Below are 11307 nucleotides of genomic sequence, written 5' to 3'. Positions count from 1 at the left end.
GCGTGACGGACAACTTCCTCGAACAATTCCGCGGCGCGAAGTCGATCAACGACATGAACCGCATCGCTCTCTCGGAAGAGTTCGACGGCAACCCGCTGGCCGACATGGCCGCCGCGGCTGCTCAGGAAATCGAACTGTCCCGTCAAGCGGGCCTGCAGGTCAGCGGCGATCACCGCGACTCGACGATCACGCGCGCCTACGCCGCCGTTGGCGCCGTTCAGGCGTCGCTGGCTCGTCGCCTGTCGAACGGCATGCAGTTCCTGGCCTCGGTCGGCTCCAACGGTCCGTTCATCGGCCTGTTCGGCACCGTCTACGGGATCATGAACTCGTTCATCGGCATCGCGAACACCAACACGACCAACCTCGCCGTCGTCGCCCCCGGTATCGCCGAGGCGCTGCTGGCCACCGGTATCGGTCTGTTCGCGGCCATCCCCGCGGTTATCTTCTACAACTACTTCAACACCCGCATCTCGGCCTACGGCACGCGGTCGGACGGCTTCTCGGCCGAACTGACCAACGCCATCTCGCGTAACCTCGACAAGGGAGCTTAAGCCCGATGGCCGCCAAACTTTCAGGCGGCGGCGGCGGCAAGTACAACGTTGAGCAGAATAGCGAGATCAACGTCACGCCGTTCGTGGACATCATGCTGGTCCTGCTCATCATCTTCATGGTCGCGGCGCCCCTGGCGACCCCGTCCGTGGAGGTGAAGTTGCCGACAGCTGTCGCGCCGCCCCAGACGAACCCGCCGGTGCCGATCTACATCTCGATCCAGGGCAATGGTCAGGCGTACCTTGGCGATTTCCCGGTAAGTCTGGACGAGATCGGTCCCGAGCTGACCGGCCAGATCGGACGCCGCAATCCCGCGGACGAGCGCATCTTCATCCGTGCCGACCGCACGACCCGATACGGCGACTTCATGCAGGTCATGAATTCGCTCCAGGACAACGGCTTCTATTCCGTGGCCTTGGTCGGCGAAGATAACTCGACCCAGTAGGAACGATGGTAATATGACAGATATCGAGTATCACCGTTCCAGGTACGACGCGCCGAAGCCTAAGGGCCTGTTCGGCGTCCCTCCGGGTGTGCTTCTGGTCAGCCTTTTGATCGTCGCCCTGCTGTTCGCGATCCTGGCGTTCTACTTCATCAACGCCCGCTTCACGCTGAAGCAGATCACCTACTCCGACGACGCCGTGGACGTGGAGATCATCGAGCCGATCCCGCCGCCTCCGCCGCCGCCGCCGCCTCCGCCGCCTCCACCGGACACGCCCCCGCCGCCCAAGCTGCAGGTGCGCGTGCCCGCACCGGTCACGACGGTGACCCCGCCGCCGCCGGTGAACATCACGCCGACCAAGAAGGAAGACCGGGTCGAGTACACGGGTCCGCCCGTGAACATTCCCGGACCGCCCCCGCCTCCGGCTCCGCCGGCTCCGCCGCGGCCGTCGGTGATCACCAACCCCAGCTGGTCGCGCCAGCCGGTCGGCGAGTTCCCGGAGCGGGCCATGTCCCGCGGGATCGAAAGCGGCTCGGTGGTCCTGAACTGCCTGGTCAGCCCCAACGGCAGCCTCTCGGACTGCAATGTTGTGAACGAGGATCCTTCGGGAGCCGGGTTCGCAGCGGCGGCCCAGGCCGGCGCCCGCCGGGCCCGACTGTCGCCGCGAACCGTGGACGGCGCTGCCGTCGGCGCCCGGGTCACCTTCACGACCCGGTTCCGCGCCGAGTAGGACCGACTGCCAGAGACGAACGCCCCGGAGTCATCTCCGGGGCGTTTTTCATTGCGCCGGACCGAAGCCTCCGCTCGGGGACACCAAACGGAGCCTTTGACAGTCCCGATCATTATGGCGACGCCATTATCGGAGACCCCCATGAAAGCCCTCGCATCCCTCGCCCTCGCCGCCGCCGGCCTCGCCGCCCTCGAAGGCTGCGCCTACAACGAGACCTTGGGCCGCAACCAGCTGCTGATCGTCGATGACAGCGCTTTGACGCAACAGGCGGACGCCGCCTGGGCGGAAACCCTGCGGACGCAGCGGGTGTCCAGCGACGCCGCCGCTAACGCCCGCATCCGGCGCGTCGGCGACAAGATCGTCCAGGCCGCCGGGCTGACCGATCGCCGCTGGGAATACGCGCTGTTCGTCAGCGACAGTCCCAACGCCTTTGTCCTGCCCTCCGGCAAGATCGGAGTGACGACCGGCCTGCTTGGGCTGGTCCAGAACGACGATCAACTCGCGACCGTGCTCGGCCACGAGGTCGGCCATGTGATCGCGCGCCACGCCGCCGAGCGCTATTCCACCAACGCGGCGACCGGGCTGGTGCTCAGCGGCGTCCGCGGCGTCGCCGGCGACTACGGACAGGCGGCGGCCTCGATCGGCGGTCTCGGCGCGCAGCTCGGCGTCTTGCTGCCGTTCTCGCGCAACCACGAGCTGGAGGCCGACCGTCTCGGCGTCGACTACCTCCAGCGCGCCGGCTACCGCCCCTCCCAAGCCGTCGCCCTGTGGCGGCTGATGGCGCAGCAGCGTCAGGGATCGACGCCGGAGTTCGCCTCCACCCACCCGTCGGACGCGAGCCGGATCGCCGCGCTGGAGAGCTACATCGCCAGCCGCGGCTGGGCCTGACCCTGGGCGCAATATTCCGCGCCGGGTTGCTTGATCGTACGGGCGCGGGCCGGTAGAACCCGCGCTCGCGTCGCCCTGCGGGGTTTGCGCCGCCTTAGCTCAGTTGGTTAGAGCGCCGGTTTGTGGAACCGGAGGTCCTCAGTTCAAGCCTGAGAGGCGGTACCATCCTCCCGTGACCGGGAAGGACTCGTGGGCATGAGCGACAGCCTCCGCACGAACGTCGCCGTCGGCTGGGACCCGGTACAGTACAGCCGCTACGAGGTCGAACGGGACCGCGCCGCGCAGGATCTGATCGCCCGCATCCCCTCTGACCTCCAGCCCGCCCAGATCTGGGATCTCGGCTGCGGCGCCGGCGTCCACGCCGCCCAACTGAAGCATCAGTATCCCGACGCTGCCGTCCACGGCCTGGATTCAAGCCCCGCCATGCTTGGTCGCGCCCGGCTGCTGGACTTCAATATCGACTGGCGGCAGGCGGACCTTCGCGACTGGCGGCCGGAACGCCCGGCCGACCTCGTCTTGGCCAACGCCTCGCTGCACTGGCTGCCGGACCACACGACCCTGTTCCCGAGGCTCGCCACGACATTGGCCCCCGGAGGGGTGCTCGCGGTGCAGATGCCGATGGCCTGGGACACGCGTCATCATCGGGTGCTGCGCGATGTGGCCGCGCAGGGCCCATGGGCCGACCGACTCGACGCCGTGGAGGCGATCGCGCCGCTGCTTCCGATCGAGGCCTACTACGGCCTGCTGACTGAGCTTTGCACCGTGGACATCTGGTGCACGACCTATCTGCATGTCCTGCGCGGACCGGACCCGGTGCTGGAGTGGATGTCAGGGACGGCCCTGCGCCCCTATCTGGCGGCCCTGGCGGCCGACGAGGCTATGACGCGGGCTTTTCTTTCCGAGCTCGCCGCACGGCTGAGCGAGGCGTTTCCGCCCGGGCCGGACGGTGTGACCCTGCTGCCGTTTCCTCGCCTGTTCCTGATGGCGCGGCGCGCCGCCGAAGCCTGAGGCCGCTGACCGGCCCGTCGAGCGCAGCCAAGGCGTCCTTGGCGGCGCGGTAGCCGGCGGCGACGCCCGCGTCGAAGCCCTTCCAGTCACGAATATCCACGCCATCGGGCGTCGGCTGGATCAACAGGTCGGTCGCGGCGCGGGAGCTGACCAGATCGGCGTCCGTTGTCAGCGTGGCTGAGCGCATCAGGATGGAGACGATCGGCGGGCCGCGGCGCCAGGCGCCGGTTGCGATCAGCCGCCAGATCGAGGGCGGATGCTCCACCAGCGCCGGATCGACCCCGCGGGTCTCCGACATGTCCACGCCGATGACGGGCCCTCCATGCATCTGGCGCATCACCTCGGCCGGCAGGTTCTTAAGCACCGCGCCGTCCACCAGCACCTGCCCGTCGATGACGATGGGGGGCAGGATGCCGGGAATGGCGATGGAAGCCCGCATCGCCCGCCGCATCAGCCCGCGCCGGTGCACCTCGATCTTGCCGCTGGTGAGATTGGTCGAGACGGCGAAGAAAGGCCGGACCAGGTCGGCCATGTCGATGTCGCCATAGGCCTCCTCCAGCAGGCGGTCGACCTTTCGAGCCCGCACCATGGCCAGCATCGGGAAGGCGATGTCCGAGAGCGGATCGCTTTTGACGAACGCCGTCCGGATGCGCTCCTCGAGCTGTTCCTGGGTCCAGCCCAAGGCGGGACCGGCGGCGATGACCGCGCCCATGGATGCGCCGCCGACGAAGTCGATCGGCACGCCCGCCTCGTGCAGGGCCCTCAGGACGCCGATGTGGGCGTAGGCCCGCGCGCCGCCGCCGGACATCACCACACCCACGGCCGTTCCGGTGATCACCCGGCCCATCCGGTCCGCGTCCGCCTGGTCGCCGTCCACGGCCTGAAACCAGCGGCCGGGCTGGATCGCGTCCAGCCAGACGGCTGTGTTCGCCGGACGGGCCATGCGCGGGTCACGCAGCAGGATCAGATCGGTCCTCCGTTGGTCCAGCACGCCGGAATGCGGCATCGGCCGGTTCGGCGGCGCCGTCAGCCCGTTCCCAACCACGAAGACTTTGTCCACCTGCCGCGCGCACAGGGCGGCCCAGGCGGGTTCGTCCTGCTCCGCGACGTAGAGAACGAAGTCGTGGGTGTCCTCGACGCGGCTGAACCACTCCGTCGCCGACGACAGGGCGGACTGGTCGATGACCTGGCACGAAAAGCCCGCGGCCTCGATGGAGGCGGCGATCCGTTCAACGAAGGCGCGGATTGGTCGGGCGCGGGCCGAGATGAAGCCGAACACGCTCGGCTCGCCTCCGCCGGACCGCTGGTCCCGCGCCCGCTGCATCATCAGCCGCGACAGCTCGACCATCAGGTCCGGCTCAGTGCGCGCGGCTTCGAAGAAGGCGTCACGCGGCAGGGCCAGGATTTCGCAGTCGCGCAGGGCGACCACGTCCGCCGTGTGCGCCGTGCCGGCGAGCATGGCCATTTCGCCGACGGGCTCTCCGGGACGGATGACGCCGACGAACTGCGGCGGCCGGCTGTCGTCGGGGTCGCGGCGAAAGACGCCGAGGCGGCCGCTGCGGAGCAGGTAGAGGGTGTCGGCGACATCGCCCTCGCCGAACAGGGTCTCGCCGCCCGTCAGCGCGAACCAGCTGGCGCGCGTGTCCTTGCCGCCCTCGAAGATGTGCGCGAGCGCGTCCTGCAGGCGGTCGGAACGGGAAGGGGCCATGGGGGGACGGTAGGGGGAGTCGGGAGAGGTGAAGAAGTGGCTAGTGATTAGTGATCAGTGGCTGCTCACCGGTGCAGGCTGGGGGGTGTGGGTTCGTGCGCCTGCGAGCCTGACAACCGCTAATCACTAACCACTAATCACCAGCCACCAGCCACCAGCCACCAGCCGCGTCCTTCACCACGCCCCCAACTCCCGCAGCTGTTTCGCCAGATCCAGCGGCAGGTCGCCGGCCTCCAGCCGAGACAGGTCCAGCGGCGCGTCCTTCAACTCCAGATATCGCCAGCCCTGGAATGGACGGCGGGCCTGCGGCGCGGTGCGGATCACCTCGGGCGACAGCTTGATCAGGCAGCGCGAGGCCTTGCCTTCGCCCTTCGTGGTGATGTCGACGATCGGCATCCGGCACGTCACGGAGCCCTTCATCACCCAGTAGATGGAGCCGCCGTCTTCGAGCTCGGCCGCCCGCTTGGGGGTCATCCGGGTGTTGACCGAGAGCCATTCGCCCTTGGCCGCCCGACGTTCCAGCGTCTCGACCTTGGCGACGCCGACGCAGAGCTTGATCATGTGAAGGGTGGTCATGGCGGGCTCATATATCCACCGCTCATCCCGGCGAAAGCCGGGACCCAGTGCTTTGGGTGATGATGCGGTGATGGTGTGGCCCAGCGCGATGTCCCGAGGCGCTGGCGTCTCGCTGGACAGGACTGGGTCCCGGCTTTCGCCGGGATGAGCGGATCATCGGGATGCGATCACCCTGGCCAGAACCGTGTCCGCCGACACCTGGTCGCCGACCGTGAAGACGATCTCTTCCACCACGCCGTCGAAGGGCGCCGTCAGCGCGTGCTCCATCTTCATGGCTTCCAGCACGACGACAGGCTGGCCCTTGGCTACGGCGTCGCCCGCCTTGGCGGGCGTGGCGACGATCTTGCCGGGCATGGGCGCACGGAGGGAGCCGTCGGAGGCGGGGCCGCCCGCCAAGGCGGTCGCGGCCGGGGCGTTCATCGAGATCTCGAAGGCCTGCCCGCCCGCGAACTCGCGACCGGAGGCGCCGGGATAGAACTGATCCCAGTAGAACTCGCCCGAACCGTCGGCCGCCGTGACGGTTCTCGGCTGCCCGTCGACGTACAGCCGGGCCTCAAGGCGCCGCGGCGCGTTCAGGCGAAATCCCTGGGCGACGCGCTCGCCTCCCAGACGCTGATGCTGACCTGCGAACCAGGTCAGGACGCTGTCGGCATGGAGGGCCAACGACTCGTCTGTAAGCTCGACCGGCGCCAGCAGGGCGTCCTGCTCGGCGGCGATGAAGCCGGTGTCGACATCGCCTGCGACGAAGCGAGGGTGCTCGAGGCAACGGACGAGGAAGGCGGCATTGGTTCGGACCGGCGAGACCTCCACCTCCGCGCAGGCCTCGGCGAGGGCCTCTGCGGCTTCTTCGCGCGTCTCTTCATGCACGATCAGCTTGGCGATCATGGGATCGTAGAACTGGCTGACCTCGCCGCCCTCGGTCACCCCGGTGTCGACGCGGATATCGTCGGGCAAATAGAAGTGGCTCAACCGACCGATGCTCGGCAGGAAGCCGTTCGCCGGGTCCTCCGCATACAGCCGCGCCTCCATGGCCCAGCCGTTCAGGGGGATCTGGTCCTGCTTCAGCGGGATCCGCTCGCCCGCCGCCACGCGGAACTGCCATTCGACCAGGTCGACTCCGGTGACCGCCTCGGTGACCGGGTGTTCGACCTGCAGCCGGGTGTTCATCTCCATGAACCAGATGCGGTCGGCCTTCAGCCCGTCCGAGGCGTCGGCGATGAATTCGATGGTGCCCGCGCCTTCGTAGTTCACGGCCTTGGCGGCGCGCACGGCGGCGCTGGTGACCGCTTCTCGGGTGGCGGCGTCCATGCCGGGGGCGGGGGCTTCCTCGATCACCTTCTGGTGGCGGCGCTGCAGCGAGCAGTCGCGTTCGAAAAGGTGGACGAGGTTCCCGTGGCTGTCGCCGAAGACCTGCACCTCGATGTGGCGCGGGCGGGTGATGTATTTCTCGATCAGCACGCGGGGATCGCCGAACGAGGATTGGCCCTCGCGCTGGGCCGAAGCCAGGCCGTCGGCGAAGTCCTGGGCGCGGTCGACCTTCTTCATGCCCTTGCCGCCGCCGCCGGCGACGGCCTTGATCAACACCGGATAGCCGATGGCGTCGGCTTCTTTCTGCAAGCGCTCCAGCGACTGGTCCTCGCCGAGATAGCCGGGGGTGACCGGCACGCCGGCCTCGATCATCAGCGTCTTGGCGGCGTCTTTCAGTCCCATGGCGCGGATGGCCGAAGGCGGCGGCCCGATCCAGACCATGCCTGCCGCCATGACGGCCTCGGCGAAGTCGGCGTTCTCGGACAGGAAGCCGTAGCCGGGGTGGATCGCCTCGGAGCCGGTCGCTTTCGCCGCCGCCAGCACCTTGTCGGCGTCGAGGTACGACTCCCGCGCCGGCGGCGGGCCGATCAGCACCGCCTCGTCCGCATCGCGGACGTGCAGCGCCTCGGCGTCCGCTTCGGAATAGACGGCGACTGTCCGCACGCCCATGCGGCGGGCGGTGCGAAACACGCGGCAGGCGATCTCGCCGCGATTGGCGACCAGGACGGATTTGAACATAGGGTCGGTTCTAGAGGCGAGCGGGGAGGAGTGGCTAGTGATTAGTGGCTGGTGGCTGGCGCGCGCCTGTGCCGCCGCGCTGTCTGCGCCGTGCTTCCCCAAGCGGCGAAGCTGCAGTCGCTAGCCACTCGCCACTCTCCTCCTACTCCGCCCACTTCGGCTTGCGCTTCTCGAGGAAGGCCCGGACGCCTTCCTGGCCTTCGGGCGAGATCCGGGCGCGGGCGATGCGCTTGGCGGTCTCGTCCATCAGGCCGTGATCGATCTTGTGGCCGGCCACATAGTGGACCAGCCGCTTGGCGTCTCCCATGGCCTCCGGCGCGTTGGCCGTGATGCTGTCGGTCAGCATCGACACGAACTCGTCGACCGAGCCCTCGGGCAGCACCATGTCGATCAGCCCCGCATGGGCGGCGTAATCGGCGTCGAAGATATTGGCGCTGAGGAACAGCTGCCGCGCGCGGCGGGCGCCGACGGCCTCGACCACATAGGGGGCGATGGTCGCCGGAATCAGGCCCAGCTTGACCTCGGAGAAGGCGAAACGCGCGCCCTCGACCGCCACGGCCATGTCGCAGGCCGCCACGATCCCGGCTCCGCCGCCCATGGCCGCGCCTTCGACGATGGCGCAGGTGAGGGCCGGCACGTCGTGCAGGGCCTTCAGCATCCGCGCCAGCCCCATGGCGTCGTCGCGGTTGTCGCCCTCCGACCAGTCGATCGCATCGCGCATCCACGCCAGGTCGGCCCCGGCGCTGAACGTCCCGCCCGCGCCGCGCACGAACACCAGTCGCACATTGTCGGCGCCGTGCAGCGTCTCGAACGCTTCCCGCAGGGCGGCGATCGTGGGGGCGTCAAAGGCGTTGCGCTTCTCGGGCCGGTTGATGGTGATGAAGACGACCCCCTCCGTGGTGGAGTCGATCTGCACCAGCTGATCGTTTGCGTCCGGCGCCGCGTCGGCCAGCAAGGGGTGCGAGATGGCGTTGATCTCGGCCTCCTCAGCGTCGGTGATGTCGAGCGCGTTGAGGTCGGCTTCGGTGGGAACGGGGCGGTCGGTCATCATGGTCTCCTGCGGCTGCAGGGGTATAACGCGTTCGAACCCGAACGGAACACGGAGCGGATGGAATGGCGGCCAGCGCGAACGACCGTATCCGCCGCACGAGCGTAGCCAGCGTCCATGTCCACTACGTCGCCAAGGCGGAGAGGAAGGGCCGCACGCGGGCCGAAGTGGACGAAGTCATTCGCTGGCTGACCGGCTATTCGCAGGGGCAGTTGGAGGCGCTGCTGGCGGCGGGGACCGATTTCGAGACCTTCTTCGCCGAGGCCCCGGCGATGAATACCAACCGGACCCTGATCACCGGGATGATCTGCGGCTACCGGGTCGAGGAGATCGGGGACCCGTTCATGCGCGAGCTGCGCTACCTCGACAAGCTGATCGACGAACTTGCGAAGGGGAAGGCGATGGAGAAGATCCTCCGCGCCTCCTGATTACATCCTGAACACGCCGAACGTCGTCTCCGGGATCGGCGCATTCAGCGCGGCGCTGATGGCCAGGCCGAGCACATCCCGCGTCTGCGCCGGATCGATGACCCCGTCGTCCCACAGGCGGGCGGTGGCGTAGTAGGGATTGCCCTCATCCTCATATTTCTGGCGCACCGGAGCCTTGAAGGCCTCGGCCTGTTCCGGCGTCCAGCTGTCGGCGTCGCGGTGGACGGTGGCGAGGACCGCGGCGGCCTGTTCGCCGCCCATGACGCTGATCCGGCTGTTCGGCCAGGTGAACAGGAAGCGGGGCGAATAGGCCCGGCCGCACATGCCGTAGTTGCCGGCGCCGAAGCTGCCGCCGATCAGGACCGTGAATTTCGGAACCTCGGCCGAGGCGACGGCGGTGACCAGCTTGGCGCCGTTCTTGGCGATGCCCTCCGCCTCGTATTTGCCGCCCACCATGAAGCCCGAGATGTTCTGCAGGAAGACCAGCGGGATCTTCCGCTTGCAGGCCAGTTCGATGAAGTGGGCGCCCTTCAGCGCGCTCTCCGAGAACAGCACGCCGTTGTTGGCGAGGATGGCGACCGGATAGCCCCAGATGCGGGCGAAGCCGCAGACCAGGGTGGTTCCGTACAGCGCCTTGAACTCGTCGAATTCCGAGCCGTCCACCAGACGCGCGATGACCTCGCGCACGTCGTAGGGCGCGCGGACGTCGTCAGGGATCAGGCCGTAAAGCTCCTCGGCGTCGAAAGCGGGCTGGCGCGGCTCGCGCACGTCCAGTTCAATGCGCTTCACCGTGTTCAGGCTGTCGACGATGGTGCGGACGATCTCCAGCGCGTGCTCGTCGTTCTTGGCGACATAGTCGACCACGCCCGACCGGCGGCCGTGGGTCTCGGCGCCGCCCAGCTCCTCGGCCGAGATGACCTCGCCGGTAGCCGCCTTCACCAGCGGCGGGCCGGCGAGGAAGATGGTGCCTTGGTTGCGGACTATGACGGTCTCGTCCGACATGGCGGGGACGTAGGCGCCGCCGGCGGTGCAGGAGCCCATGACACAGGCGATCTGGGGAATGCCCTTTGCCGACATCCGGGCCTGGTTGAAGAAGATGCGGCCGAAATGGTCACGGTCGGGAAAGACTTCGGCCTGGTGGGGCAGGTTGGCCCCGCCGGAATCGACCAGATAGACGCAGGGGAGGTTGTTCTGCTCGGCGATCTCCTGCGCCCGCAGGTGCTTCTTCACCGTAAGGGGGAAGTATGCGCCGCCCTTCACCGTCGGATCGTTGGCCACGATCATCACCTCGCGGCCCGACACCCGACCGACGCCGCAGATCATGCCCGCGCCGGGCGCGCCGTCAGGGTCCTTTGCATCGCCGTACATGCCGTTCGCCGCCAGTTGCCCGACCTCGAGGAAGGGCGAGCCCGGGTCCAGCAGACGCTCGACGCGATCGCGCGGCAGCAGCTTGCCGCGCGAGACGTGCCGGTCGCGCGACGCGTCCGACCCGCCACGCGCCGCCTTGGCGACCTTGGCGATAAGCTGTTCGCGGAGCGCGCGGTTGTGGGCGTCGAGCGCCTTGAAGGCGGGGCTGTTCGGATCGATGGCGGACGTCAGCTTGGGCATGCGGCTGGTTTAGGCGGGTTCGCGGGCGCGGGGAAGGTCGGGGGCGCCTTCGGGCTACGCGGGCGGCTCAGGCCGCGCTGGTTCATCACGAAGGACACGAAGACGAGGGCACGAAGGACACCAAGAAGGCGATCCTGTTGCGCCGCAGGGGTTCCAGCCTCGCGAAGACCTGATGGCGCTTCGCGCGATCCGTGCCCCGGCCCCTTCGTGTTCTTCGTGCTTCCTTCGTGTCCTTCGTGATGAACCAGCACTGGCGCCGCTGCGCCTTCTGCTAGG

10 protein-coding genes, 1 tRNA gene and 1 pseudogene are annotated in these 11307 nt (G+C 68.2%); 7 read left to right on the top strand and 5 right to left on the bottom strand.

The genetic code is table 11. The features are described from left to right. From VGB60_RS05170 to VGB60_RS05145, 6 genes and pseudogenes are all read left to right on the top strand, one after another. The coding region (locus VGB60_RS05170) for a MotA/TolQ/ExbB proton channel family protein (protein ID WP_331037197.1) at window positions 1-551 on the top strand (551 nt) is incomplete at its 5' end. Window positions 552-556: 5 nt separating this feature from the next. Then, window positions 557-994 (top strand): biopolymer transporter ExbD, encoded by a 438-nt coding sequence (locus VGB60_RS05165; protein WP_331037196.1) that lies wholly within the window; start codon window positions 557-559, stop codon window positions 992-994. 13 nt (window positions 995-1007) lie between these two features. Next, entirely contained in the window at window positions 1008-1721 is a 714-nt protein-coding gene (locus VGB60_RS05160) for a TonB family protein (protein ID WP_331037195.1), read from the top strand. A 141-nt stretch (window positions 1722-1862) separates the two neighbouring features. Next, window positions 1863-2609, top strand: coding sequence for a M48 family metallopeptidase (locus VGB60_RS05155; RefSeq protein WP_331037194.1), 747 nt, complete (start codon window positions 1863-1865; stop codon window positions 2607-2609). Window positions 2610-2697: 88 nt separating this feature from the next. After that, window positions 2698-2774 (top strand) — tRNA-His (locus VGB60_RS05150). A 30-nt stretch (window positions 2775-2804) separates the two neighbouring features. Then, window positions 2805-3242 (top strand): annotated as a pseudogene (locus tag VGB60_RS05145) (methyltransferase domain-containing protein); the annotation flags it as partial. A 244-nt stretch (window positions 3243-3486) separates the two neighbouring features. Here VGB60_RS05145 and VGB60_RS05140 read toward each other — a convergent pair. The 4 genes from VGB60_RS05140 to VGB60_RS05125 all read right to left on the bottom strand — a co-directional run bounded on the left by VGB60_RS05140 (window position 3487) and on the right by VGB60_RS05125 (window position 8995). Then, entirely contained in the window at window positions 3487-5325 is a 1839-nt protein-coding gene (locus tag VGB60_RS05140; RefSeq protein WP_331037193.1) for a patatin-like phospholipase family protein, read from the bottom strand. Between the two features lie 174 nt (window positions 5326-5499). Beyond that, the gene (locus VGB60_RS05135) at window positions 5500-5901 is read right to left on the bottom strand and encodes a DUF1489 domain-containing protein (protein ID WP_331037192.1); all 402 of its coding nucleotides are present in this window, start codon (window positions 5899-5901) and stop codon (window positions 5500-5502) included. 153 nt (window positions 5902-6054) lie between these two features. Continuing rightward, window positions 6055-7947, bottom strand: a complete 1893-nt coding sequence (locus VGB60_RS05130; protein WP_331037191.1) for an acetyl/propionyl/methylcrotonyl-CoA carboxylase subunit alpha — start codon at window positions 7945-7947, stop codon at window positions 6055-6057. Between the two features lie 142 nt (window positions 7948-8089). After that, window positions 8090-8995 (bottom strand): enoyl-CoA hydratase-related protein, encoded by a 906-nt coding sequence (locus tag VGB60_RS05125; protein ID WP_331037190.1) that lies wholly within the window; start codon window positions 8993-8995, stop codon window positions 8090-8092. A 65-nt stretch (window positions 8996-9060) separates the two neighbouring features. Between VGB60_RS05125 and VGB60_RS05120 the strand changes: the two genes are divergently transcribed. After that, on the top strand, window positions 9061-9423 hold the full coding sequence (locus tag VGB60_RS05120) for a DUF2200 domain-containing protein (RefSeq protein ID WP_331037189.1): 363 nt from the start codon (window positions 9061-9063) through the stop codon (window positions 9421-9423). Here the strand turns inward: VGB60_RS05120 and VGB60_RS05115 are convergent, their stop codons facing one another. Then, window positions 9424-11031, bottom strand: a complete 1608-nt coding sequence (locus tag VGB60_RS05115) for a carboxyl transferase domain-containing protein (RefSeq protein WP_331037188.1) — start codon at window positions 11029-11031, stop codon at window positions 9424-9426. Window positions 11032-11307 lie beyond the last annotated feature (276 nt).

The sequence above is a fragment of the Brevundimonas sp. genome (assembly GCF_036399195.1).
GTDB lineage: Bacteria > Pseudomonadota > Alphaproteobacteria > Caulobacterales > Caulobacteraceae > Brevundimonas.
The sequence above is the reverse complement of the archived record's forward strand: the minus strand, read 5'-3'. Positions and strand labels throughout refer to the sequence as shown.

Coding starts and splice junctions, on each gene's coding strand:
- VGB60_RS05125 (WP_331037190.1), bottom strand. CDS start 8,995: ATGACCGACCGCCCCGTTCCCACCGAAGCCGACCTCAACGCGCTCGAC.
- VGB60_RS05140 (WP_331037193.1), bottom strand. CDS start 5,325: ATGGCCCCTTCCCGTTCCGACCGCCTGCAGGACGCGCTCGCGCACATC.
- VGB60_RS05165 (WP_331037196.1), top strand. CDS start 557: ATGGCCGCCAAACTTTCAGGCGGCGGCGGCGGCAAGTACAACGTTGAG.
- VGB60_RS05155 (WP_331037194.1), top strand. CDS start 1,863: ATGAAAGCCCTCGCATCCCTCGCCCTCGCCGCCGCCGGCCTCGCCGCC.
- VGB60_RS05130 (WP_331037191.1), bottom strand. CDS start 7,947: ATGTTCAAATCCGTCCTGGTCGCCAATCGCGGCGAGATCGCCTGCCGC.
- VGB60_RS05115 (WP_331037188.1), bottom strand. CDS start 11,031: ATGCCCAAGCTGACGTCCGCCATCGATCCGAACAGCCCCGCCTTCAAG.
- VGB60_RS05120 (WP_331037189.1), top strand. CDS start 9,061: ATGGCGGCCAGCGCGAACGACCGTATCCGCCGCACGAGCGTAGCCAGC.
- VGB60_RS05135 (WP_331037192.1), bottom strand. CDS start 5,901: ATGACCACCCTTCACATGATCAAGCTCTGCGTCGGCGTCGCCAAGGTC.
- VGB60_RS05160 (WP_331037195.1), top strand. CDS start 1,008: ATGACAGATATCGAGTATCACCGTTCCAGGTACGACGCGCCGAAGCCT.